Origin of the sequence: Paraburkholderia phosphatilytica (assembly GCF_003443895.1) — a bacterium.
Taxonomy (GTDB): Bacteria; Pseudomonadota; Gammaproteobacteria; order Burkholderiales; family Burkholderiaceae; genus Paraburkholderia; species Paraburkholderia phosphatilytica.
On record NZ_QQOA01000009.1, the window covers coordinates 126,556 to 151,428 of the forward strand.

The window sequence follows — 24,873 nt, forward strand, 5'->3', positions numbered from 1 at the left end:
CGCCGGTCTCGCCACCGGCGCGCGCCGCAAGGTCCACCCAGAACCTGAAACTATTGCGCGAGCTTGCGCTGCTTGATGTCCGGCACGAGCAGATGCATCACACCCAGTGCGGCGAGATACCCGAGCGCGCCGATCGCGAACAGCACCCAGTAGTGGCCCGTGCGCTGCAGCACCTGGCCGATCACTTCCGAGAACAGCACGCCGCCGATCGAGCCCGCCATCCCGCCGATGCCGACCACCGCGCCGACCGCGCGCTGCGGGAACATGTCCGACGGCGTGGTGAAGAGATTCGCCGACCAGCCCTGATGCGCAGCCGCCGCGAGACCGACGATCGCCACCGCGCCCCACAGGCTGTCGACCTGCGACACGAACACGATCGGCAGCACACAGCACGCGCAGATCAGCATCGCGGTCTTGCGCGAGAAGTTCACCGAATAGCCGCGGCGCAGGAGCGCCGACGAGATCCAGCCGCCGCCCACGCTGCCCACCGTCGTCAACGCATAGATCGCGACGAGCGGCGGCCCGATGTGCTGAAGGTCCATGCCGCGCGACTCGTTCAGCCACTTCGGCAGCCAGAACAGGTAGAACCACCAGACCGGATCCGTCAGGAACTTGCCGATGATGAACGCCCACGTCTCGCGCATCTTCAGCAGCGAGCGCCACGTCGGTGCGGGACCGGCAACTTCGACGGGTTCGTCCTCATGCGCTTCTTCGTATTCGGCGCGATGCTGGTCGGCCGGGCGGTAGATCGCGAGCCACGCGACCATCCACACGAGACCGAGCGCGCCGATCACGACGAACGCCGCGCGCCAGCCGAACGCCACCGCGAGCGGCGGAATGATCGCGGGCGCGAACACGGCGCCGATGTTCGCGCCGGAGTTGAAGATGCCGGTGGCCAGCGCGCGCTCGCGGCGCGGAAACCATTCGGCGGTGGCCTTGATCGCCGACGGGAAGTTGCCGCCCTCGCCTATGCCGAGCAGCGCCCGCACCACCGCGAAGCCCATCACGCTGCTGACGGCCGCATGCAGCACCGCGGCCACGCTCCACATCACCATCGCGACCGCGTACGACAACCGCGTGCCAATCCGGTCGACCACCTTGCCGAAGCCGAGCAGACCCACCGCATAGAACGCCGAGAACGCGATCACGATGCGGCCGTACTGCAGCTGGGTCCAGCCGATGTCGTGCTGAAGGACCGGCGCGAGCAGACCGAGGATCTGCCGGTCCATGTAGTTGATGACGGTCGCGAAGAACAGCAGTCCGCACACCGTCCAGCGATACCGGCTGGCCGTGCGCGCGATGCTCATAACGGCAGGTTGCATGAAAGTCTCCGTGGCGGCTTTTCGCCGGATGCCCAGGTGGGCTCCGCTTGCGCCGCGCTGCGTTGGAAGAGGTGGTGCCCGTTCAACGTTGGTCCGAGATGCTGGAAAACGTTTTCCTTCTGGCGCATTGTAGGGCAACCGTCACTTGCAGCTACAGAGGGAAAATACCGATGTCTCAGGGCTTGAGATCGGACGCCGGCAGGCGTTAAGCGTTTTCCGACCCTAAGGAAAAGTCACGACAGCCCGAGGGTGGCGGTCTGTTCCGCCGCGAGGCCGCGACGGGTCACTCCTGCTGCAGGCTGGCGTCGAGCGCGCGGGCAGCGACGCGGTCGCCTTCGGTGACGAGCGGTGCGCGAAACACCGTCTGATGGTTGTGGCCGCCCGCTGCCGGGGAATCCCACGTCAGCTCGACGAGCGGCCGCTTGCGCCAGTTCGCGAAGCCCGGCAGCGCCGAAGTCTGATGGTGACGGCCCAGCGCACCGATCCGGCCGCGATCGGTGCGGGGTGATGGCGTAGCGGGAGGGGTGACGGATGACGCCGGCCGCTCGTCTTCCGGCCAGCTCACCGACAATTCGCGCGCATCGTACTGACCGACCTTGCGGCTCTCGGCCCAAACAATCGCGGTGCGCGTGTTGACGTCGATCGACACCGCGTAGCGGCCGATCGCGAAGCGTCGCGCGGCCGGATTCGTGCGCCACAGCGCGCGCGGCCGGCACAGCCATGTGACGAGCGCATAGAGCGCCGGCGCTGCGATCAGCCAGCCATTGGTGGCGGCCACCGTGTTGACGGTGCGTTTCCAGCCGGCCGCCCACACGAACGCGCCGATCGACCACGCGGCAAACAGGAAGCCGAGGAACGCGAACAGGCGCAGCGCCTGCCGCAGCCACTGCGGCAGCGGATGGAACGGCCGCTCGGCGCGCGCCTTCGCGCCGGGCAGGAAGATCAGCAGGAACAGGAAGACGAGATTGATGCAGGCCCACGGCGACGACGCCATCGCGGACAGCGCGCCGAACAGATCCATCGACGACATCGAAAAGAGCCACCGTGCGAGAAGAACGAGCCCGATCGCACGCAACGCGAACATCAAGCCGGCGCCCGGTACGGCGGCGGCGCGCGTCTCTTTCGTTCTCGGCAAGGGGTCCTCCAGTGTCGGCGCGGCTACGCGGAATTTACGGCACGGCCATTATAGGGACATTGCTCAAGCCCCTCACGGCGCGGTAACGAAAACGATTCATCGCGCGGCGATCCGGCCAAAGTTGACGCGCAGATGCAACAACGCCCCGCGTGGCAAACCATGCGGGGCGTTGCGTTCAGTGCTTCAGGCACAGCGCGCGCTCACGCGGCGTGCCTGCCGTTGCGTCGGCTTAGCCTGCGTTGACTTCGCGCAGCACCGTGCGGCGCTTCTGGCGCAGCAGCTCTTCGTACGTGGCGACGTAGTTCTGCGCCATCACCTTCGACGAGAAACGCTGCTCGAACGCTTCACGCACCTTCGCGCGCGGCAGCGTGTGCAGACGGTTCAACGCGGCCACCGCGCTGATCTCGTCTTCGACGACGAAGCCCGACACGCCGTTCTCGATCACTTCCGGCACCGAGCCGCGCTTGAACGCGATCACCGGCGTGCCGCAGGCCATGGCTTCGATCATGACCAGACCGAAGGGCTCCGGCCAGTCGATCGGGAACACCAGCGCGTGCGCGTTGCCGAGGAACTCACGCTTTTCCGCTTCGCCGATTTCGCCGATGTACTCGACGTGCGGCAGCGCCATCAGCGGCTTGATCACTTCTTCGTAGTACGCGCGGTCGGCCTTGTCGATCTTGGCGGCGACCTTGAGCTTCATGCCTGCCTGGCCGGCGATGCGGATCGCGCGGTCGAGGCCCTTCTCCGGCGACACGCGGCCGAGGAATGCGAGGTAGCCCGGCTCGACGTTCGGGATCGGCGTGAGCACGTCTTCCGGCAGACCGTGGTAGACGGTGGACAGCCAGTTCGCCTGCGGCAGCGGCTGGCGCTGGTTGTCGGAGATCGACACCACCGGCACGTCGTTGAAGGTGCTGAAGATCGGCTGCAGTTCGGGCAGGTCGAGACGGCCGTGCATGGTCGTCAGGAACGGCACCGGCTGGCGCGCGAACAGCGAGAACGGGTAGTAGTCGATGTGGAAATGCAGCACGTCGAATTCTTCCGCGCGGCGGCGTACTTCTTCGAGCAGCAGCATGTGCGGCGCCATCACGTCGCGAATCGTCGGGTCGAGGCGCAGCGCCTGCGGCCAGAAAGCTTCGAGCTTCGCGGACGTCTTCGAATCGCCGCTGGCGAAAAGCGTCACGTCATGTCCTTGCTGGACCAGCGCTTCGGTCAGGTAGGACACCACCCGTTCGGTGCCGCCATAGAGCTTGGGTGGAACCGCCTCGTGCAACGGAGCGATTTGAGCGATACGCATATGAGGAACTCCTCGTAAAAAATCAGGCAAAACTTCGGTGAAGTGAAAGCGACTCGCGTGGCTCGCCTTGGCAAGTTGGCGGACGCTTGCGCCCGCCGGGGCCTGTTTCGTTCGAGAAATCCTGCGATGGATCGCCTGGCACGGACATCGGAGCTGACGCTCGCCGACGGCGGCACTGTGCGGTTAACGCATTTGCCGTGCCGTCGTTGACAAATAGCTGTCAGAAAAATCCGAAACCCCGTGGGGTATGAATTATCGGGTTTTCGAGGTCAGGGAGAACCCTACATTTCAAAGTCTTTACGTTGTTACAAGGGCGAAACACTTTGCAAACCCTTGTTTTTCAAGACAGTTCTACTCTGGGCGTTCGTCCTGTCGAAGACCGCTGCCGCACCTGTTCGCTCCGCCGGCGGGAGGGGAAATGGGGCATGAGACCGTGCCGCTTCCGGGCACGATGCGTGCAACCTGTCAATTATATCCCGAAATTGCCGCTATCCCGCATGAATCACCATGGTGCACAGGGGCTCTGCAGCCGTCGGCACCGCACGGCACTATCTCGTTAAAAGCCCCGCCAGACGGCGATCGGGCCTCCGGAACGTCGCATGGGTGTTTACAATGCCGGGACATCCACTATGGTTTCGCATGAAGGACATGCGTGGCCACATTTACAGCAACGACCGTTTTTTCGACCAATACACGATCAATTGGAACATTTGACCATCGCCCAGCGTAACGCCCACAACGCCAAGCTCTCGAGCTACGCGCACCGGCCGCTCGCGTTCCTCTTCCGGTTCATCCGGCGCCATCCGCTCGCACACCTGATCGTGCTGTGCAGCGTCTTTGCGGCCGTCGGATGCGCGCTTGCCTCGCAGTACGCGATCAAGCACCTGATCGACGTGCTCGCCGGCGGCCGCGCGCACCAGGGCCCGCTCTGGACGGCGTTCGCAATCCTGGTCGGCCTGATCGCCGCCGACAATCTGCTCTGGCGGATCGGCGGCTGGATGGCCGCGCATACGTTCGTCGCCGTGACGGGCGACCTGCGCCGCGACCTGTTCCAGTACCTGAGCGGCCACTCGCCGACCTACTACGCCGAAAAGCAGCCGGGCATGCTCGCGAGCCGTATCACCGCGACCTCGAACGCCGTCTACACGGCCGAGAACACCACCGCGTGGAACGTGCTGCCGCCGTGCATCGCGGTGGCTGGCGCGATCGTGATGATCATCAGCGTGAATCCGCTGATGGCGGCGGGCCTGCTGATCTCGTCCGCCATACTCTCTATCGTGCTGTACAAGCTCGCGGGCCGCGGCTCCGCTCGCCACCATGCGTTCGCGACCCGGGCCGCGTCGGTGGACGGCGAACTCGTCGACGTGATCGGCAACATGTCGCTGGTGCGCGCGTTCGGCATGACGTTCAGCGAGCAGGCGCGCTTCGGCGCGACCGTGAAAGCGGAACTCGACGCGCGCCAGCAGAGCCTGCTGTACCTCGAGAAGCTGCGGCTGCTGCACGCGGTGATCACCGCGCTGCTGTCGGCCGGGCTGCTCGGCTGGGCGCTGTGGCTGTGGACCCAGGGCAAGGCGACCTCCGGCGACATCGTGCTGGTCAGCTCGCTCGGTTTCACGATCCTGCACGGCACGCGCGACCTCGCGGTGGCGCTCGTCGACGTGACGCAGCACATCGCGCGTCTCGCGGAGGCCGTGCAGACGCTGCTCGAACCGCACGGCATGCCCGACCGCAACGACGCAACGGAACTCGTGCCGCAAGGCGGCCGCGTCGATTTCGAAAGCGTGACGTTCGCGTATCCGCGCCGCAAGCCGATCCTCGATCACTTCGATCTGCATATCGAGCCGGGGCAGCGCGTCGGGCTGATCGGCAAGTCGGGCGCGGGCAAATCCACCGTGCTCGCGCTGCTGCAACGCTTCTACGACACCCAGGGCGGCGCGATCCGCATCGACGGCGCCGACATCGGGGCGATCACGCAGCAGAGTCTGCGCCAGGCGATCGCGCTGGTGCCGCAGGACATTTCGCTATTCCACCGCACCGTCTACGAGAACATCGCGTACGGCCGCCCCGAGGCGACGCGCGAGGAAGTGCTCGCGGCGGCGCGCGACGCGCGCTGCACGGACTTCATCGAGGCGATGCCGGAAGGCTTCGACACCATCGTCGGCGACCGCGGCGTGAAGCTGTCGGGCGGCCAGCGTCAGCGCATCGCGATTGCGCGCGCGATCCTGAAGAACTCGCCGATCCTGCTGCTCGACGAAGCGACGTCCGCGCTCGACAGCGCATCGGAAGAAGCGATCCAGCAGGCGCTCGACCGGTTGATGGTGGGCCGCACGGTGATCGCGATCGCGCACCGGCTGTCGACGCTCAACAACTTCGACCGCATCATCGTGATGAACGCCGGCAAGGTGATCGACGACGGCAGCCCCGAAGAGCTGCGCAACCGTCCGGGCCTCTATCGCGAGCTGCTCGCGAAGCAGCACGGCAAGGGCATGGCCCCGTTCCACTCCAGCGGAAAGAAGGTCGACGAGCAGCAGCACGTGGTGTGAGGTCGTGCTGCTGCGATGGGATGACGGAATGCGCCGGCGGCGATTGATGTTTTATTGCGCGGCCGGCAACGCATCCGTATCCGCTTGCGGCACATCGGGAGGCATCGCTCCCCTGCCGCTCCCCGCCAGATCGCGCATGAAGTTGTCGCGCCACACCGACACGTTGTTCTCGCGCAGCTGCGCAATCATGTCCTGATAGCGTGACTGCCGCTCGGCGAGCGGCATGTCGAGCGCGCGCGCGAGTGCTTCCGCCATGCCGTCGATATCGATCGGATTGACGATCAGCGCGCCCTGCAGCTCCTGCGCGGCGCCTGCGAAACGCGACAGCACCAGCACGCCAGGATCGTCCGGATCCTGCGCGGACACATACTCCTTCGCGACGAGGTTCATGCCGTCACGCAGCGGCGTCACGTAACCGACGTTCGCCGCGCGGAACAAGGCGGCCAGCACCGATCGTTCGTATTGCCGATGGATATAGCGGATCGGCGTCCAGTCGAGCTCCGCGAAGCGGCCGTTGATGCGGCCGGACTCGGCTTCCAGCTGCAGCCGGATGTCCTGATACGCGTGCATGTCGGCGCGCGTCGGCGGCGCGATCTGCAGCAGCGACACCTTGTCGTGCATCGACGGTATGTGTTCGAGCAGCCGCTCGAACGCGCGAAAACGCTCGACGAGTCCCTTCGAGTAATCGAGCCGCTCGACGCCGATGATCAGCTTGCGCGCATGCAGTGTCGCCTTCAGCGTGCGCAGCGGCTTGCCGCGCGCGCCGGCTTTCGCGAGCTCCGCGATCTCGTCCGGATAGACGCCGATCGGATACGCGCCCGCGTGCAGCGTGCGGCCGAACGCGTTCACCACCTGCGGCGCGTTACCCGTTGCCGGTTCGACCGCACCGTCCGCCTCGTTCACGACGTAGTCGCAGAACGCGCGCAGATCGGGCCTGGTCTGGAAGCCGAGCAGATCGTACGAGCACATCGCCTCGACGAGCGCGCGATGCGGCGGCACGGCCAGCAACACCTGCGACGCCGGAAACGGAATATGCAGGAAGAAGCCGATGCGGTTCTTCACGCCGCGCGCGCGCAGCGCCTGCGCAAACGGAATCAGGTGATAGTCGTGGACCCAGATCACGTCGTCTTCGCGCAGGAGCGGCACGAGTTGCTGCGCGAGCCACTCGTTCACGCGGCAATAGCCGCCGAATTCGTGACGGTCGTACTGCACGAGGTCCGCGCGATAGTGGAACGCGGGCCACAGCGTCGCGTTCGAGAAGCCGCGGTAGTACTGATCGTAATCGCGGCGCACGAGACCGATCGTCGCGAACGTGACGGGCCCGCGCTCTTCGACCTTGATCTGCGGCTGACCGGACGCGAGCACGTCGCCGCTCCAGCCGAACCACATGCCGCCTGTTTCCTTCAGCGCGTCGTACACGCCAACGGCAAGCCCGCCGGCCGCGGGACCACCCTCGGAAATCGGCGCGACCCGGTTCGAGACGATGATGAGGCGGCTCATGACGCGATGCCTGCAGCAGGAACGTGCATACGCGTGACCGCAGCTTGTGCGATAGCGTGATGCGCGCGAATCGGCACGCGAATCAGCGCGCGCATCAGACGTGACCGCCCACGGCCGCGACCACCGCCGTCAACCAGCCAAGCAGCGCGCCGACCGATTCGATGCGCGTGCCCGCGATCGTGTCGCCCGCGCCGATCTTGATCGACAGTCCGTCGAAGTCGTTGACGACCGCGAAGCCCTTTTCGTCGGTGAGATCGTCGCCGGCGAACACCGGCGAGCGGCCGGCGAACGGCGGCTCGTCGAGGAACGCGCGCAACGCGCGGCCCTTGTCGACGTCCTTCGGCTTGATTTCGTAGACCATCTTGCCCGGCTGCAGCACATAGGCGCCCGAGTAATCCGCGACGAGCTTCTGCGTCGCCTCGCGCGCCACGCGCTCGCGATCCGGCGCGTTGCGGTAGTGCAGCGCGAGCGCCGCGCCCTTGATCTCGAGCAGCATGCCCGGATGCTCGCGCACGACTTCGGCCAGCACGCGCTCCATGCGCAGGAGGCGCTCGTCGTCGAAGCCGATGCGCTGCGTGTCGCCGTTCGCGTCACGACGCTCGGCACCGTGCAGACCCGCGATCGGCAGATCGGGCATGCGCAGAAACGAATCGATGCTGTCGATGCCGCGGCCCGACACGACCGCCACCGCCCCGCCCGTCAGGCGGCGCAGTTCCGTCAGGAGCTTCGGCACCTCCGGCGGCACGATCACGCCGTCGGGAGTGGACGCGAGTTCGACGAGCGTGCCGTCGAAATCGAAGAAGAAAGCCGTCTCGTGCAGAGACAGTTCAGCCGGAAGTGCTTGCATCGGTCTAATTTGCCTTTCAGCTGCATGCAGCCGGAAAAGTTTGCGCATCTTACCGCGCATCGCCCGTTTTATCGAGAACGCGCGGGGCGGAGCGCGCCGTACGACTCGCGGCTATCCGCCATTTTGCGCCGCGTTCCAAAGTGGTCCATCGAAAGCAACACTACAGCGGGCTTTCGACATCATGCGTCATATTGCCTCGGCCGCGTAGCAGCGCGCCCTCCACGCCGACGGCGCGCGTTGATTTGCGATACAGTCGGCATCCATCATGGCACTCCGGCGGCAACGCCGCACGCGCTTGTACGCGAGACGACGCCATTGCCTACACAGCACCGTCTCGCCAGAAATCGAGCTTTCGGACATCGGCTTTGTTCCCAGCACTTGCACTTTCATACAAACGGCTGCGCGGCTTGCCCGCGGCCTGCGCGCTCGCGGCCGTGCTTGCCGCGACGGCACTCGCGGGCTGTTCGCACGACGATGGCCCGTGGCAACTGACCAACGTGAGCGGCCATCTGCCGGACCTGCGCTTCTCGCTGACCGACGACACCGGCAAGCCCGTCACCGCCCAGTCCTTTCACGGCGACACCACGCTCGTCTACTTCGGCTACACGCATTGCCCGGACGTGTGCCCGGAAACGATGGCGCGTTTGATGCAAGTGCTAGGGAAGCTCGGCAACGACGCGCATCACGTGCGGATCCTCTTCATCACCGTCGATCCCGCGCGCGATACGCCGAAAGCACTGCACGACTACGTCGGCGCGTTCGATGCGCAGCACGCGATCGGGCTGACCGGCAGCGACGCGCAGATCGAAGGGCTTGCGCAGCGCTATCGGGTCGCGTACCAGATGGAGAAGCGCGATCCGAACGGCGACTACGAGGTGACGCACAGTTCCGCGATCTACGTGTTCGATGCCGACGGCCACGCGCGGCTGCTCGCCACCGACAACGATACGCCCGACGTGATCGCGCACGATCTGCGCCGCGTCATCGACTCGAGCACCTGAGCCGACCGGCTTCGCTGCCGCGCGTCGTGCGATGGCGAAACCGGACCACACTTTTCACTGACGTCATTCAGCACGATGAATCTGCTTTACTGGCTCGAACCGTGGGAACCGTCACCGACGGTGGTGATCGCGACGCTCGTCGCGGCGGTGCTGTTCGCGCGCGGCACGAAGAAGGCGAAGGTATCGCTGCCCCGGCAACTGTCGTTCTGGTTCGGTCTCATCGCGCTGTACGTGGTGCTGCACACGCGCCTCGACTACTACTTCGAGCACGAGTTCTTCATGCATCGACTGCAGCACCTGGTGCTGCATCATCTGGGACCGTTTTTCATTGCGTTGTCGTATCCGGGTGCCGCGATGCGCGCGGGCATCCCGTTTCGCTGGCGCCAGCGCTTCGTGCGGCCAGTGCTCGCGGCGCGGCCGGTGCGTCTCGCGATCGACTTCCTGCTGCATCCGGTGATCGCGGGGCTGCTGTTCGTCGGGCTGATCTATTTCTGGCTGACCTCGTCGATCCACTTCGCGGCGATGCTCGACTGGCGGCTCTATCGCGTGATGAACTGGAGCATGGCGATCGACGGGCTGATGTTCTGGTGGCTCGTGCTCGATCCGCGTCCCGCACCGCCCGCGCGGCTCGCGCCCGGGCGACGCGTGCTGCTGGTGATCGCCGTGATTCCGCCGCAAATTTTGCTCGGCGCGTTCATCTTCTTTTCGTCGCACGAGCTTTATCCGATCTACTCGATCTGTGGGCGTGCATTCACGTGGCTGAGCCCGATGCGCGATCAGCAGATCGGCGGGCTGCTGGTGTGGATTCCAGCTTCGATGATGAGCGTGATCGCCGCGCTGATCGCGCTGCGCCACTGGATGCGTCTGTCGGCCCGTACGCGGCTGCGCGAGGAACGGGCGGAGAAACGGGCGAAAGAACAGCGCGCTGCGCCGGAGTCGCGATCACACGTGCTCGGCACGCCTGACGCCGCGCAGTGAATGCCGCATTGATGACGCAATGAGCGCGTAACGCAGCGTTACGCCGCGCGCATCCACACGTGCGGGATGCCGTCTTCCTCGTGAATGTCGGAGATCGCCGCGAAGCCGAACGCGCCGTAGAACTTCTGCAGATGCGCCTGCGCGTGCAGACGGATCGGCGTGTGCGGCCATTGCTCGCGGATATGGGCGATCGCGCGATGAAGCATCGCGTTGCCGAGCCCAATGCCGCGAAATCCCGCAGTAGTCAGCACGCGGCCGATGCGGATGTCGGTCTCGGTCTCGTCGGCACCGTCTGCTTCAGCCAGCAGCACACGCAGATAGCCGGCCAGTTTCGGCGCCGCGCCGCTTCCATCGTTATCACGGTTGTCGCGCGTGTCACTGCCGTATGCGAACAGATGCCACGCGCCGATGTCGAGTCCGTCGACGTCGTCATACAGACACTGCTGCTCGATCACGAAGACCGCTGTGCGCGCCGCGAGCATGTCGTAGACCTCGGCATTCGTGAGGTCGTCGAACGATTTCCAGCGCCACTCGATGGCGGACAGTTCGGCTTCGGTGGAGGTGGAATTCGGATCGTCGGTAGAACGGGTATTCATGGGACATCCCGAAAGCTGATGGCGGCATGATGCCACGATTGCGCGGGTGGTCGACACCATTGAAAACACGGAGCCGCGCTTCATCGCAACGAAACGGCGACGAAAAAAGAAAAGCCCCGACTGTGCGGGGCTTTTCTTTTTCCTTGGAGGCGCGAGCCGGAGTCGAACCGGCCTACACGGCTTTGCAGGCCGCTGCATAACCGCTTTGCTATCGCGCCGTAAGCGGGCGGTCGACCTGATAAAAAGGGAAGCGTTGCTTCCCCTTGGTCGCTACCTGATAAAACTGGAGCGGGAGACGAGTCTCGAACTCGCGACCTCAACCTTGGCAAGGTTGCGCTCTACCAACTGAGCTACTCCCGCATGGAGTCAAAACCGGGTACAAAACGCTGCTTCAAAATTCTGGAGCGGGAGACGAGTCTCGAACTCGCGACCTCAACCTTGGCAAGGTTGCGCTCTACCAACTGAGCTACTCCCGCGTTTTGCTGCTCCGGCGTTCAGAACCGCGTTCACCGGAGAGACGAGATTATGTATAAACCGCTGAAACGTGTCAACCCCCTGCCACGTTTGTTTTCCGCTACGAGCACCGTCACGCAATGCCGCCGCGCTCGCGAATCTGCGGCCACGCGAGCTTCATGTAGTAGAGCATCGACCAGATCGTCAGGAACGCAGCCACGTAGATGAGCCACAAGCCCCACACGCGCGTGTCGATCGCGATGCCGCCGCCGAACGGCAACGGGCCGTAGAACAGCAGCATCGGAATCGCGACCATCTGGCAGGCGGTCTTGAACTTGCCGAGCGAATTCACCGCGACGCTCTTCGATGCACCGATCTGCGCCATCCATTCGCGCAGCGCAGAAATCGCGATCTCGCGGCCGACGATCACGAGCGCGATCGCCGCGTCGATCCGCGACAGCTGCACGAGCACGAGCAGCGCGGCCGTGACCATCAACTTGTCGGCGACAGGATCGAGAAACGCACCGAACGCCGACGTCTGGTTCCATTTCCGCGCGAGGTAGCCGTCGAACCAGTCGGTCAGCGCAGCGACGATGAAGATCGCCGCGGCGGCCATGTCGCGATGCTGCAGCGTCATCATCATCGACGGCAGATAGAACACGCCGACGATCAGCGGGATCAGCACAATCCGCAGCCACGTCAGAAAAATCGGGAAATTAAACGGCATGGGCTGACGCCATCCTGAAAGAGAGATGCAATTGTGCCGCGTCGACACGCCTGCCACAAGCAACGTCAGGCTGCGTGAGCGGCCTGTCCGACATACGCGCGTATCGGCTCGCAGGTGTCGTCCGGACGGCGAACGTCAATGCAGCTGCCGGTAGATCTGCTCGGCGAGCGAGCGCGAGATGCCCTCCACGCTCGCCAGATCGTCGACGCTCGCCGCCACCACGCCGCGCAGACCGCCGAACCGTGCGAGCAGCCGCTGCCGGCGTTTCGCGCCGACGCCTTCGAGTTCCTCGAGCCGCGACGTCTGCCGCGCTTTCGCGCGCTTCGCCCGCATGCCGGTGATCGCGAAGCGGTGCGCCTCGTCGCGGATCTGCGCAACCAGCATCAGCGCCGCACTTTCCTTGCCGAGTTCGAGCGGCGCGCGGCCATCGGCGAAGATCAGCGTTTCGAGGCCGACCTTGCGCCCCTCGCCCTTCGCGACACCGACCAGCATCGAGTGATCGAGACCGAGCTCCGTGAACACCTGCCGCGCAATTTCGACCTGGCCCTTGCCACCGTCGATCAGCACGATGTTCGGCAGCGTGCCGGCGGGCGTCGTCTTCTCGACCGCGGCATCCTCGGCGACCTTGCCCGCTGCATCCGCCGCGGCGATTTCACCGGACACCGAAGGATCGCCCGACGCATCCGCCACCGCTTCGTCCGCGTGCTCCGCCGCGGGCGCATCCGCTGGCGCGGTCGCGTCGTCGGTCGCATTGCCGGCCGCCTGCGCGACCATCTTCTCGTAGCGGCGCGTCAGCACCTGGCGCATCGCCGCGTAATCGTCGCCGGGCGTGATGCCGGCGATGTTGTAGCGCCGGTACTCGGACGACTGCATCTTGTGATGGTGATAGACCACGCACGACGCCTGGGTCGCCTCGCCCATCGTGTGGCTGATGTCGAAGCACTCGATGCGCAGCCGCGCGAGATCGTCCGGCTCGAGGCTCAACGTCTGCGCAAGCGAGCGCGTGCGCGCCTGCTGCGAGCCCTGCTCGGACAACAACCGCGCGAGCGCGAGCCGCGCATTCTGCTCGGCCATCCCGAGCCACGCGCGCTTCTGCCCCTGCGGTTGACGCAGCACGGCGACCTTGTGCCCCGCCTGCTCGGTCAACAGCTCGACCAGCTCGCGATTGGCCGGCGCGTGACTGACAACGAGCACCGGCGGAATGCGGTTGCCGAGATAGTGCTGCGCGATGAACGCTTCGAGCACTTCGGCCTCGATGCCGTCGCTGTCCGCGCGGCGCTTTTTGCGTCGTGACGATGGGGCTTCGGTTGAAGACGTCGAAGCATCGCTGACCGATGAAGCCGCGGTGTCGGCGCTTTCGGATGCGACGAGGCTGGCGTCGTCGCTATCGTCGTCAGCGGACGCATCGCCGTCATCGTCCTCATCGCCCAGATCCTGGGCGAACGCGAGCAGATCGTATTCGGCGTCTGCATCTCCGGAGGCGCCACCGCCGCCAGCACCGCGCGCGGCCGCGTGTTCACGCTCATCGTCGCCGCCCGCCGCCGCGCCATCTTCAAGCGCAGCCAGACCCGCCGCTTCGTGATCCGCCAGCGCGAGATCGTCTTCCGCCGCCAGCGCGCTCTCCACGTGCGCCGGGAAGTACGCCTTGTCGCCGAGATGGCGGCCGCCACGCACCATCGCGAGGTTCACGCACACGCGTCCGCCGAGCGCGACCACCGCGAGAATATCGACGTCGTTGTCGCCGCCGGTTTCGATCGCCTGCTGGTGCAGCACCGTCGACAGCGAGCTCATCTGGTTGCGCACCGCTGCCGCCTGCTCGAACTTCAGCTCCGCGGCGAACGCGTGCATCTTCTCCTCGAGTTCCTTCATCACCTCGTTCTGCCGCCCGAGCAGAAAGCGCGACGCGTTCGACACGTCGCGCGCGTAGTCCTCCTCGCTGATCGCCTTGACGCACGGCGCCGAGCAGCGCGCGATCTGGTGCAGCAGACACGGCCGCGTACGGTTGTTGAACACGGAGTCTTCGCAGGTGCGCAGCTGGAACACGCGCTGCAGGATCTGGATGCTCTCGCGCACCGCCCACGCGCTCGGAAACGGCCCGAAGTACTGGTTCTTGCGATCGACGGTACCGCGGTAGTACGCCATGCGCGGATACGTGTGGCCCGTCAGCTTCAGGTACGGGTACGACTTGTCGTCGCGAAACAGGATGTTGTAGCGCGGCGCGAGCGCCTTGATCAGGTTGTTCTCGAGCAGCAGCGCTTCCGCTTCCGACCGCGTGACCGTCGTCTCGACGCGCGCGATCCGCGTGACCATCATCGCGATGCGCGGCGACAGCAGCGTCTTCGTGAAATAGCTCGACACGCGCTTCTTCAGGTCGCGTGCCTTGCCCACGTAGAGCACGGCGCCGTGCTCGTCGTAGTAGCGGTACACGCCCGGCAGATGCGGCAGTTGCGCGAGCACTTTCTTCGGCTCGAAGGTGTCGGCGGACTCGGGAGTAGCGGATTCGGTCATGCAGGTCGGGTCGGATGCCTCCGGTGCGCGATGCGCTCGCACGGAGGTCTGTATCGTGGCGGGTGGTGCTTTAGAATCGCCAGTTTAGAACATTCCGCCCGTGGCCGAACCATGCGGCGCAGCGTGCGCGAGCGCCCGGCCGGCCGCGCCGCCGCCGTTCACGCGAGGCCCGCCCGACATCATGGTGTCCTCGTCTTCCGGTTTTTCCCGTGCCTCGGGCATCGCGCCCCCAAACGCCGGCGCCGTTGCCTGCGACATCTTCTGCGCGGTGATCGACAACTTCGGCGACATCGGCGTCTGCTGGCGGCTCGCGCGGCAGCTGGCGGCCGAGCATGGCTGGCAGGTGCGCGTCTTCATCGACGACCTGCACGCGTTCCAGCGGCTCTGCCCCAACCTCGACACCGCGCGCGCCAGGCAGCAGATCGACGGCATCGAGATCGAGCACTGGCACGAGCCGGCCCATGCGGGAGAGACGCTCGCGGTCGCGGACGTCGTGATCGAGGCGTTCGCGTGCGAGCTGCCGCCCGCCTACCTCGCCGCGATGGCGCGGCGCGAGCGCACGCCGGTGTGGTTCAACCTCGAGTACCTGAGCGGCGAGGACTGGGTGGCCGAATTCCATCTACGGCCGTCGCCGCATCCGCGCTATCCGCTGCTCAAGCATTTCTTCTTTCCCGGCCTTGGCCGCGGCACGGGCGGTGTGCTGAAGGAGCGCGATCTCGACGCGGCGCGCGCGGCGTTCGAAGCGTCGCCTCCCGTCCGGGAGCGCTGGTGGCACGACGTCGTGGGCAGCGCGCCGCCGGAGCGCGACGCCATCGTCGTGTCACTGTTCGCGTATGAGAATCCCGCGGTCGACGCGCTCCTCGAACAGTGGCGCGACGGCAGCCAGCCGGTCGTGCTGCTCGTGCCGGAGGGCCGGATCTCGGGCGCGGTCGCGCGCTTTTTCGGGCTGCCGTCGTTCAGCGCGGGCGCGCGGGCCGAATCCGGCCGGCTGCGCGCGCACGGGCTCGCGTTCACGGACCAGAGCGGCTACGACCGGCTGCTGTGGGCCAGCAACGTCAATTTCGTGCGCGGCGAGGATTCGTTCATCCGCGCGCAGTGGGCGGCGCGGCCGTTCGTCTGGCACATCTACCCGCAGGCCGACGACGCGCACCTGCCGAAGCTGGATGCGGCGCTCGCGCACTACACGACGTCCCTCGACGCCGATGCCGCCGCCGCGCTCGCCCGCTTCTGGGACGCGTGGAACACAGCGAAGCCCGGATCCGGCCCCGACTGGACCGAGTTTCTGCGTTATCGCCCGGCGCTCGAGGCGCGCGCGCGGGCATGGGCCGGCGAGCTCGCGGCGATCGGCGACCTGGCCGGAAATCTCGCCGAATTCGCAAAAACTCAGTTAAAATAAGCGGTTATCCAGCGGCAGACGACGCAAGCGCAACAGATTTTCCGGCGCTGATCCGCGTTCGTGACGACGCCGGGAGGATGGGCAGCAGGTCGTCTACAGGTCCTCCCGTTTGGCGCCATGCCGTTCGAAGCATCGTTGAGCTATTTATCTACAGGATTGTTTTTATGAAGATCGCCCAGGAACTCCGCACCGGTAACGTCGTGATGATCGGCAACGACGCGATGGTCGTGCAAAAGGCCGAATACAACAAGTCGGGCCGCAACTCGGCTGTCGTGAAGATGAAGTTCAAGAACCTGCTGACCGGCGCCGGCATGGAAACCGTGTACAAGGCCGACGACAAGTTCGACGTCGTCGTGCTCGACCGCAAGGAAGTGACGTACTCGTACTTCGCCGACCCGATGTACGTGTTCATGGACGCCGACTACAACCAGTTCGAAGTCGAAGCCGAAATGATGGGCGACGCGCTGAACTACCTGCAGGACGGCATGGGCTGCGAAGTCGTGTTCTACAACGAGAAGGCGATCTCGGTCGAACTGCCGACCACGCTGGTCCGCGAAATCATCTACACGGAACCGGCCGTCAAGGGCGACACGTCGTCGGGCAAGGTGCTGAAGACCGCGAAGCTGAACACCGGCTTCGAACTGCAGGTGCCGCTCTTCTGCAACATCGGCGACAAGATCGAAATCGACACGCGTACGAACGAGTACCGCAGCCGCGCGTAAGCGCAGCGTCGCGACGTAGTGGCGCGCGGGGCCCGGCATCGGCCGCCCGCGTAGTCAAACTACAGTTAGTTACCAAAAGCGCCCTTCGGGGCGCTTTTTATTTTTCGCGCGGTTGTGTACATTTTTGTAAATCAGGCAAACTTTACCGGCCTGCGGTTCAATTTTGCGGACGAATGGCGGGAAAAACGCCGCAGAAACTGTGTAAGCGGTTGATTCAGCAGACGATTCCAAGATGGCACGAACCCTGCTCGGGTTATGCGTGGCTGATGAAGCCCGAACCACAAAACAGGGAGACTGACCATGAACCACGACATCGCGGAAGGAAAGTGGAAGCAGATGATCGGCAAGGCCAAGGCGGCCTGGGGTGAATTGACCGACGACGAACTCACGCGGGCCGAAGGACGGACCGAACGGCTCGCGGGCCTGATTCAGGAACGCTATGGCCGCACGCGCGACCAGGCCGAGCTCGAAGTGCGCAGGTTCTTTGAAAACAACCGGGACATCCTCTAGCGAACGAAGGATGCCCATTCGACCACAACGGCGACGGGTGTCGCCGGCGGGGAGCGCGGGCGTACCGCGCGCGGTCGATTTCCGGCGCCGCCAGGCGGCGGGTCAATATGAGAGAACAGGATTGCGCCACGCGCGGTCCATGAACACCTAGCGAGTAACGCACCCATGCCACACGCATTGATTGTCGAAGACGATCCCAACAGCCTTTCCGGCCTGTCCGCGATCCTCGCGGCCGACGGCTTTTCCGTCGACACCGCGATCACGCTCGCGGACGCGCGGGCCGCATTGACACGCTTCATTCCCGACGTCGCACTGGTCGATCTGAACCTGCCGGACGGCAGCGGTCTCGACCTGCTCCAGCATCTGCCGACGCAACCGCCCGGCGGCGCGCTGCCGGTGATCGTGATGACCGGCAACGCGACCGTCGAAAGTGCGATCGAAGGCTTGCGGCACGGCATCTGGGACTATCTGCTGAAGCCCGTCAACATTCCGCGCCTGCGCAGCCTGCTCGCGCGCATCCCGCGTCCGTACGAGCTGACCGAGGAAGTGCAGAAGCTGCGCATGAAGCTGCGCGAACTCGGCCGCTACGGGCCGATGATCGGCCGCAGCAGCGCGATCCAGCACGTGTACGACGCGCTCGAACAGCTGGCGCCGACCGAAGCCGCGGTGCTGATCTCCGGCGAACCGGGCTCGGGCAAGGAAGTGGCCGCGCGCACGCTGCACGACATGAGCCGGCGCCGCAAGGGCCCGTTCGTCGTGTTCGATTGCCGGACCGCCGCGCAGCTCGCCGGCACACGTTCGCTCGACAGCCTGCTGTTCGGCCACGAACGCGGCCTCACGGGCGGCGTCGAGCAGCGCGAATCGGGCTTCTTCGAACAGGCGATCGGCGGCACGCTCTTCATCGACGAGATCACCGAGCTGCCGATTCCGCAGCAGGAAGCGCTGCTGCGCGCGCTCGATTCGCAGACGTTCATGCGCGTCGGCGGCGCGAACCATGTAGTGGCGGACTGCCGGCTGATCGCGTCGACGAGCAAGAACCCGCGCGGCGCGGTGTCGGACGGCACGCTGCACGAGGACCTCTGGCTGCGTCTCGATGCGGCCGCGCTCGCGTTGCCGCCGCTGCGCGAGCGCGGCGACGATCCGGCGCTGTTCGCGCAGGCGATCGTCGACGAGCTGAACAACGAAACGGACGCGCACGGCATGACGGGCCCGACGCGCCTGATCAGCCCGAACTTCGTGCGCGAATGTCTTGCGTACGAGTGGCCGGGCAACGTGCGCGAGCTGCAGGAGCGCGTGCGGCACGCGTATGCGGCATCCGGCGACGTGATCGAGTCGCTGCAGGTCGACGATGCGAGCCCGTCGGGTTCGCGCGAGCTGAACGGCAACCGCGTGCAGGTGACCGTCGGCACGCCGCTCGCGGATGTGGAAGAGATGCTGATCCGCGCGACGCTCGACGCGGTGGGCGGCACGCGGCATCGCGCGGCGTCGCTGCTGGGCATCAGCCCGAAGACGCTCTACAACAAGCTGCAGCGGATGCGGTTGAACTGATCGCGCCGCGCAGTGCGTGGACGCCGGAACGAAAAATGGGAGCTGCGGCTCCCATTTTTTTGGTGCGGTGATTACGCCACGGTTCAGCCCAGCGCGGCTTTCAACGTCGCCTGGGCTTCCACATACATCGGCTGCTTCATCAGCTTGTCCCATTCGAGCGCGTTGCCGCGCGGGCGCATGGCCTTCAGGCGCTGCCGCGATGCCTTCGGACGCTTGTCACGCAGCGCGTCCAGCACCTTGCCGGCTTCGTCCGGCTGGTTGCAGATCAGCACCATGTCGCACCCGGCTGCAAGCGCCGCCATCGACGCTTCCGTCAGCGTGCCGCCCTGGCGCGCGGCTTCCATCGACAGATCGTCGCTGAAGATCGCGCCCGTGAAACGCAGGCGCTCGCGCAGTACCGTCTGCAGCCATACGCTCGAAAACCCCGCCGGTTTCCCATCGACCTTCGGATAGATCACGTGCGCGGGCAGCACCGCCTGCAACGACAGACCGAGCCAGTCGTACGGCGCGATGTCCTGCTGCAAGATCTCGTCGAACGAGCGCTCGTCGACCGGCATCGCGACGTGCGAGTCCGCCTGCGCAAAACCATGCCCGGGGAAATGCTTGCCGCAGTTCGCCATGCCGGCGAGCGCGAGACCGTGATTCAGGCTCTTCGCGAGCATCGTCACGACGCGCGGATCGCGATGGAACGCGCGATCGCCGATCACCTGCGACTGCCCGTAGTTCAGATCGAGCACCGGCGTGAAGCTCATGTCGATGCCGCACGCACGAAGCTCCGACGCGAGCACGTAGCCGACCGCGGTCGCGACCTTCGTGGCGAGCAGCACGTCTGCGTCCCACAGCGCGCCGAGCTTGCCCATCGACGGCAGCACGGTGAAGCCATCCGTGCGAAAGCGCTGCACGCGGCCGCCTTCGTGGTCGACCGCGATCAGCAGGTCGTCGCGCACCTTGCGGATCGCGCCGGTCAGCGCGACCAGCTGCTCGCGGCTTTCGAAGTGACGCGCGAACAGGATCACGCCGCCCGTCATCGGGTGAGCGAGGCGGCGCACGTCGTCTTTGGTCAGCGTCTTGCCGACCACGTCGAGCATCACGGGTCCGGGACTGAATGGCATCTCTGTTGTGCTGGAATGAAGTGAAGTGATGGATCGAGACGCAGCGGCGCGCCGCTTCATGTGCCGCGCGGCACGCAGCGTGCGCCGGCGGGCGTCAGGACGGGAACGGAATCGTATCCGGCGTTTCGGCGATCACGAACGACACCGCGTAATCGCGTTCGTCGCTGATCGTCACGCGCGCGGTGATCCCGCGTTCGTCGAGCCAGGTCTTCAGCTCGCCCGACGCGACGACGACCGGCCGGCCGCTCTGCTCGTTGAGCGTCTGCATCGCGCGCCACGTCATCGGCCAGCGCATGCCGAGCCCGATCGCTTTCGAAAACGCTTCCTTCGCGGAGAAACGCGTGGCCAGGAACGCGAGGCCGCGCGCTTCGGAACGTGCGTTGCGCGCGTGGTAGATGCGCAGCTCGTCGGCGCCGAGCACCTTCCCGGCGAAGCGTCCGTTCGTGCGCGTCATCACGGCCGCGACGCGGCTCACCTGCACGATGTCGGTACCGATGCCGTAGATCGCCATGTGCGGGGCGGCCTCAGGCGCGCGCGCCGAGACGCGCGGCGACCATGATCGCCTTCATCTCGCGCACCGCGTTGTCCCAGCCCGTGAAGATCGCCTGCGCGACGATCGCGTGACCGATGTTCAGCTCGACGATGCCGTCAATCGCCGCGATCGGCTGCACGTTCGTGTAGTGCAGCCCATGGCCCGCGTTGACCTTCAGGCCCAGCGAGCGGCCCAGCTCCACACCGCGCACCACGCGTTCGAATTCGCGCTGCTGTCCGGCTTCGTCGTGCGCTTCCGCGTAGGCGCCGGTGTGCAGCTCGATCACCGGCGCGCCGGCTTCGTGCGCGGCGCGGATCTGCGCGTCGTCGGCATCGATGAAGAGCGATACGCGCGAGCCCGCATCGGCAAGCTGCCTGCATGCCGCCTGCACCGCTGCGAAATGCCCGGCGACGTCGAGACCGCCCTCGGTGGTCAGCTCCTGGCGCTTCTCCGGCACGAGGCAGACGTCGTGCGGTTTCACTTCGCACGCGATGTCGAGCATCTCCTGCGTGACCGCGCATTCGAGGTTCATGCGCGTCTTCAGCTGACCGCGCAGCGAGCGCACGTCAGCATCGACGATATGTCGCCGGTCTTCGCGCAGATGCAGCGTGATCGCGTCGGCGCCCGCTTCTTCGGCGAGGAGCGCGGCGCGGATCGGATCGGGGTAGGACGTGCCGCGCACGTTGCGCAGCGTGGCGACGTGGTCGATGTTCACACCGAGGTCGATCACGTTTGGCGAGACGAGGAAGAAGCTCATAGACTCTGCAGGTCGATCAGGATCTGGCGCGTCGCGAGCGGCGCGCCGCCAAGGTAAGTGTTCAGCAGAAAGCGCATCAGCGTCTTGCTCTGCGCGATCGTCTGGGGACGATGGTAATCGTCCTGCTCCATATCGAGCAACGTCTGGCCCGAGATCACGGGCCATTGCGCGGGATAGTCGTCCGAAGCCTCACGCACGCCGCGTTCCGGGTCGAACACGTAGCGGCCGTCGGGCTGCACGCTCTGCCGCGACACCGTGCGGTTCAGCGCCATCGCGTAGCCGGTCTCGCGCAGCAGCACGCGTTCGAACGAGCGCAGCACCTGCACCGCGGGTTCGTCGTGCGCGAGACGCGTCAGCGTGACGACGTAGTGACGGAAGAGCTGCGGGTGCGGATCCTCGCGCGCGCAGAACTTCACCAGCAGCTCGTTCACATAGAAGCCGCACAGCAGCGCATCGCCCGCGAGCGGCAGCATGCCGCCCACCCACTCGGCGCCGGTCAGCGTGCGGACTTCGCCCTTGCCGGTCCACGACAGCGACAGTGGCTGGAACGTCTGCAGCACGCCGCGCAGCGCGGAATGCGGACGCTTCGCGCCTTTCGCGACAAGCGCGAGGCGGCCGTGATCGCGCGACAGCACGTCGATCACGAGACTCGTCTCGCGATACGGATAGCTGTGCAGCACGAACGCGGGCTGTTCGGCGACGCGGAAGTCGGAGGTGGAAGGACTGCGGGGAGCGCGTGGTTTGGAGCTTGCGCGGCGCTCGCCTTTCTTTGCGGGCGCGGGCGCGCGGTTTGGCGCTTCTGCCGCGGGGCTGGGGTTAGAACTGGAGCTGGCGGGCTGCTCCGCGCTATCGCTATCGGGCGCGTCCGGACGGACCGGCGCGGTGGGCGCCGGCCCGGAGGCATCCGGGTCGGCATCGGCTGACATGGTCACCCAGGGGTCATTCGTACCCATAGGCGCGGAGTCCCGCTTCGTTGTCAGCCCAGCCGCTCCTCACCTTCACGAAGGTCTCGAGGTACACCGGGCCGTCGAACAGCTTCTCCATGTCGAGCCGCGCTTCGGTGCTGATCTGCTTCAGCTTCGCGCCCTTCTGCCCGATCACCATCGCCTTGTGCGACGCGCGCTCGACGAGGATCGTCGCGAAAATGCGGCGCAGCCGGCCTTCGGCTTCGAACTGGTCGATCAGCACGGTGCTCGTGTACGGCAGCTCGTCGCCGGTCCAGCGGAACACCTTCTCGCGGAGGATCTCGGCGGCGAGGAAACGTTCGCTGCGATCGGTCAGATCGTCTTCGCCGTAGATCGGCTCGCCTTCCGGCAGATACGGCTTCACGGTGGCCATCAGCCGCGTGATGTCGTCCGGATGCTTCGCCGACAGCGGCACGATCTCGCTGAACGCGTGGCGCTCGCTCATCTGCTTCATGAACGGATAGAGCGAGTCCTTATCCGACACGCGGTCGAGCTTGTTCGCGATCAAGAGCGTCGGCACCTTCGGCGGAATCAGGTCGAGCACCTTCTGGTCGTCGGGACCGAAACGGCCGGCTTCGATCACGAACAGGATCATGTCCACCGACGTGAGCGTGGACGTCACCGCGCGGTTCAGCGAGCGGTTCAGCGCGGTGCTGTGACGCGTCTGAAAGCCGGGCGTGTCGACGAAGATGTACTGCGCGTCGTCGAGCGTATGGATGCCGGTGATGCGGTGGCGCGTGGTCTGCGCCTTGCGCGACGTGATGCTGATCTTCTGCCCGACGAGCGCGTTCATCAGCGTCGACTTGCCGACGTTCGGACGGCCGACGATCGCGACCATCCCGCAGCGGAAGCCGCTCGCGGTGCTCGGTTGCGTCGCGCCGGACGGGGCTGCCGGGTCCGGCGTGCCGGTCGGGTCTTGGGAGTCGGGATGATTCATGTTCGGATCACTGCGGAATGGTGGTGCGATCGCGCGGCGCAGGCAGCGGCGCGCGCATCGGAATCAGTGGCCGGTGTCGGCGGCGCGCATGCGGACCGCGCTGCCCGCAACGCCAGCTTCGAAGCTGGCGTCGCCGGGTTCGGTTGCGGCCGCGGTCGTTGCTGCTGTCGCCGCCGTCGCTTCAGGCAGCAATGTTTCGCGGTGGCGGGCGACGGGTTTGTCCGCCGATTTGTCCGCTGCCGCTTTGTCCGTAGCCTTGTCGGACGCTTTGTCCACGGGCTTGTCGACGGCGCGCTCCGCCTTCTCCGACGGCTTGTCGGACGCGGACCTGTCGCCGCCGCGGTCTTTGTCGGTACGCTCGGACCGGTCGTGCTGCCCACCCGAGCCGCCCTGCTGACCCGAGTTCGACGACGAGTGACCGCTGTACTCGACGTGCGCCGCGCGAATCACCGCGAGCGGCGCCGCTGCCGCCGCTGCGGACGGCACGGCGCCCGCGCGCTCGGCAGCCGCTTCGCCGGCGGCAACCTTCGACGCTTCGCCTCGCGCCGCGCGCTCGCCCTTGCGATCCGGCGCGCGCAGATCCAGCGCGCCCTGCACGCCCGTCACGCCTGGCACCACTTCCTGCTCGACGTTACGCGTGCCGCGCGCGCTGCGCGAACGCTTCGGCTTCGCGCCGAGCGCGGGCGCCAGCGCCATCACTTCGTCGAGCGCCTTGCGGGCGGCGGCCTGCTCGGCTGCGCGCCGGCTCGCGCCGGAGCCGGACACCTTCACCTCCAGCTTCGGCACCGTGCATTCGACTTCGAACTGCTGATTGTGCGCCGCACCATGGGTCGCGACGACCGTGTAGGCCGGCAGCGCGATCTTGTGGCCCTGCAGATACTCCTGCAGCAGCGTCTTCGCATCCTTGCCGAGCGTGCGCGGATCGATGTGGTCGAGGATCGGCACGTAGAGCCGCTTGATCACCGTCTGCGCGGCGTCGAAACCGCCGTCGAGGAAGATCGCGCCGAGGATCGCTTCGAGCGTATCGGCGAGGATCGACGGCCGGCGGAAGCCGCCGCTGCGCAGTTCGCCTTCGCCAAGGCGCAGGCTTTCGGAGATATTCAGGGCCTGAGCGATTTCATACAGCGACTGCTGCTTGACCAGATTCGCCCGTACCCGGGACAGATCGCCTTCGTCCAGCTTGCCGAAGCGCTGGAACAAAAGCGCCGCCACCCCGCAATTCAGAACGGAGTCGCCGAGAAATTCGAGCCGTTCGTTATGCGAGGAGCTGTGACTGCGGTGGGTTAAAGCCTGGCGCAGCAATTCCGCATTGCGAAATTCGTAGCGCAACCGGCTTTCCAGCGGAGATAGGGGCATGGGCAGAGTATAACGCGGGCGCCAGCCCCGGCGAAAACGCGCGACGGCGGACGAAAAAGCGTCGCGAAGCGACTTTATCGATGGTTCTTAAAGTGTCGTCACAACACGCCGCGATCGATTGCGGCGTGTTGTGC

21 protein-coding genes and 3 tRNA genes are annotated in these 24,873 nt (G+C 65.9%); 7 read left to right on the top strand and 17 right to left on the bottom strand.

The window, feature by feature from the left end; genetic code table 11:
- Window positions 1-50 precede the first annotated feature (50 nt).
- The 3 genes from DVS29_RS12035 to DVS29_RS12045 all read right to left on the bottom strand — a co-directional run bounded on the left by DVS29_RS12035 (window position 51) and on the right by DVS29_RS12045 (window position 3,751).
- Window positions 51-1,322 carry an MFS transporter gene (locus tag DVS29_RS12035; RefSeq protein WP_118180686.1) on the bottom strand — a complete coding sequence of 424 codons (1,272 nt, stop codon included), beginning with the start codon at window positions 1,320-1,322 and terminating at the stop codon, window positions 51-53.
- Window positions 1,323-1,605: 283 nt separating this feature from the next.
- Window positions 1,606-2,457 (bottom strand): hypothetical protein, encoded by an 852-nt coding sequence (locus tag DVS29_RS12040; protein ID WP_118180687.1) that lies wholly within the window; start codon window positions 2,455-2,457, stop codon window positions 1,606-1,608.
- Window positions 2,458-2,686: 229 nt separating this feature from the next.
- Window positions 2,687-3,751, bottom strand: coding sequence for a glycosyltransferase family 4 protein (locus tag DVS29_RS12045; protein WP_118180688.1), 1,065 nt, complete (start codon window positions 3,749-3,751; stop codon window positions 2,687-2,689).
- A 701-nt stretch (window positions 3,752-4,452) separates the two neighbouring features.
- Between DVS29_RS12045 and DVS29_RS12050 the strand changes: the two genes are divergently transcribed.
- On the top strand, window positions 4,453-6,294 hold the full coding sequence (locus tag DVS29_RS12050) for an ABC transporter ATP-binding protein (RefSeq protein ID WP_118180689.1): 1,842 nt from the start codon (window positions 4,453-4,455) through the stop codon (window positions 6,292-6,294).
- A 51-nt stretch (window positions 6,295-6,345) separates the two neighbouring features.
- On the opposite strand, the gene otsA is transcribed toward DVS29_RS12050, so the two are convergent.
- The gene (gene otsA / locus DVS29_RS12055; protein ID WP_118180690.1) at window positions 6,346-7,794 is read right to left on the bottom strand and encodes an alpha,alpha-trehalose-phosphate synthase (UDP-forming); all 1,449 of its coding nucleotides are present in this window, start codon (window positions 7,792-7,794) and stop codon (window positions 6,346-6,348) included.
- A 94-nt stretch (window positions 7,795-7,888) separates the two neighbouring features.
- Window positions 7,889-8,641, bottom strand: coding sequence for a trehalose-phosphatase (gene otsB / locus DVS29_RS12060; protein WP_118180691.1), 753 nt, complete (start codon window positions 8,639-8,641; stop codon window positions 7,889-7,891).
- A 365-nt stretch (window positions 8,642-9,006) separates the two neighbouring features.
- On the opposite strand from otsB, the gene DVS29_RS12065 reads away from it, so the two are divergent.
- Both DVS29_RS12065 and DVS29_RS12070 read left to right on the top strand, forming a co-directional pair.
- Window positions 9,007-9,642, top strand: coding sequence for an SCO family protein (locus tag DVS29_RS12065; RefSeq protein ID WP_420816100.1), 636 nt, complete (start codon window positions 9,007-9,009; stop codon window positions 9,640-9,642).
- Window positions 9,643-9,717: 75 nt separating this feature from the next.
- Window positions 9,718-10,620 (top strand): cytochrome c oxidase assembly protein, encoded by a 903-nt coding sequence (locus tag DVS29_RS12070; RefSeq protein ID WP_118180693.1) that lies wholly within the window; start codon window positions 9,718-9,720, stop codon window positions 10,618-10,620.
- A 38-nt stretch (window positions 10,621-10,658) separates the two neighbouring features.
- Here the strand turns inward: DVS29_RS12070 and DVS29_RS12075 are convergent, their stop codons facing one another.
- From DVS29_RS12075 to uvrC, 6 genes are all read right to left on the bottom strand, one after another.
- Window positions 10,659-11,216, bottom strand: a complete 558-nt coding sequence (locus tag DVS29_RS12075) for a GNAT family N-acetyltransferase (RefSeq protein WP_118180694.1) — start codon at window positions 11,214-11,216, stop codon at window positions 10,659-10,661.
- Window positions 11,217-11,360: 144 nt separating this feature from the next.
- A tRNA-Cys gene (locus tag DVS29_RS12080) sits at window positions 11,361-11,434 on the bottom strand.
- Between the two features lie 66 nt (window positions 11,435-11,500).
- Window positions 11,501-11,576, bottom strand: a tRNA-Gly gene (locus DVS29_RS12085).
- 40 nt (window positions 11,577-11,616) lie between these two features.
- Window positions 11,617-11,692 (bottom strand) — tRNA-Gly (locus DVS29_RS12090).
- Between the two features lie 110 nt (window positions 11,693-11,802).
- Window positions 11,803-12,396, bottom strand: coding sequence for a CDP-diacylglycerol--glycerol-3-phosphate 3-phosphatidyltransferase (gene pgsA / locus DVS29_RS12095; protein ID WP_118180695.1), 594 nt, complete (start codon window positions 12,394-12,396; stop codon window positions 11,803-11,805).
- A gap of 135 nt (window positions 12,397-12,531) precedes the next feature.
- Entirely contained in the window at window positions 12,532-14,904 is a 2,373-nt protein-coding gene (gene uvrC / locus DVS29_RS12100) for an excinuclease ABC subunit UvrC (RefSeq protein ID WP_118180696.1), read from the bottom strand.
- Window positions 14,905-15,085: 181 nt separating this feature from the next.
- Here uvrC and earP point away from each other — a divergent pair, with 181 nt between their 5' ends.
- The 4 genes from earP (at window position 15,086) to DVS29_RS12120 (ending at window position 19,080) form a co-directional block, all read left to right on the top strand.
- Window positions 15,086-16,300 (top strand): elongation factor P maturation arginine rhamnosyltransferase EarP, encoded by a 1,215-nt coding sequence (gene earP, locus DVS29_RS12105; protein ID WP_118180697.1) that lies wholly within the window; start codon window positions 15,086-15,088, stop codon window positions 16,298-16,300.
- Window positions 16,301-16,464: 164 nt separating this feature from the next.
- Window positions 16,465-17,022 carry an elongation factor P gene (gene efp, locus DVS29_RS12110; RefSeq protein WP_118180698.1) on the top strand — a complete coding sequence of 186 codons (558 nt, stop codon included), beginning with the start codon at window positions 16,465-16,467 and terminating at the stop codon, window positions 17,020-17,022.
- A gap of 300 nt (window positions 17,023-17,322) precedes the next feature.
- Window positions 17,323-17,532: a CsbD family protein gene (locus tag DVS29_RS12115; protein WP_118180699.1), complete on the top strand. Its 210-nt coding sequence runs from the start codon at window positions 17,323-17,325 to the stop codon at window positions 17,530-17,532.
- Between the two features lie 165 nt (window positions 17,533-17,697).
- Window positions 17,698-19,080 (top strand): sigma-54-dependent transcriptional regulator, encoded by a 1,383-nt coding sequence (locus tag DVS29_RS12120; protein ID WP_118180700.1) that lies wholly within the window; start codon window positions 17,698-17,700, stop codon window positions 19,078-19,080.
- A gap of 83 nt (window positions 19,081-19,163) precedes the next feature.
- Here the strand turns inward: DVS29_RS12120 and nagZ are convergent, their stop codons facing one another.
- The 6 genes from nagZ to rnc form a co-directional block, all read right to left on the bottom strand.
- Entirely contained in the window at window positions 19,164-20,192 is a 1,029-nt protein-coding gene (nagZ, locus tag DVS29_RS12125; protein ID WP_118180701.1) for a beta-N-acetylhexosaminidase, read from the bottom strand.
- 94 nt (window positions 20,193-20,286) lie between these two features.
- Window positions 20,287-20,703, bottom strand: coding sequence for a holo-ACP synthase (acpS, locus tag DVS29_RS12130; RefSeq protein WP_118180702.1), 417 nt, complete (start codon window positions 20,701-20,703; stop codon window positions 20,287-20,289).
- A gap of 13 nt (window positions 20,704-20,716) precedes the next feature.
- The gene (pdxJ, locus tag DVS29_RS12135) at window positions 20,717-21,481 is read right to left on the bottom strand and encodes a pyridoxine 5'-phosphate synthase (RefSeq protein WP_118180703.1); all 765 of its coding nucleotides are present in this window, start codon (window positions 21,479-21,481) and stop codon (window positions 20,717-20,719) included.
- Window positions 21,478-22,434, bottom strand: coding sequence for a DNA repair protein RecO (gene recO / locus DVS29_RS12140; RefSeq protein WP_118180704.1), 957 nt, complete (start codon window positions 22,432-22,434; stop codon window positions 21,478-21,480). The genes pdxJ and recO overlap by 4 nt, the downstream gene beginning before the upstream one ends.
- Window positions 22,421-23,284: a GTPase Era gene (era, locus tag DVS29_RS12145; RefSeq protein WP_118180795.1), complete on the bottom strand. Its 864-nt coding sequence runs from the start codon at window positions 23,282-23,284 to the stop codon at window positions 22,421-22,423. The genes recO and era overlap by 14 nt, the downstream gene beginning before the upstream one ends.
- A gap of 162 nt (window positions 23,285-23,446) precedes the next feature.
- Entirely contained in the window at window positions 23,447-24,739 is a 1,293-nt protein-coding gene (gene rnc / locus DVS29_RS12150) for a ribonuclease III (RefSeq protein ID WP_118180705.1), read from the bottom strand.
- Window positions 24,740-24,873: the final 134 nt, after the last annotated feature.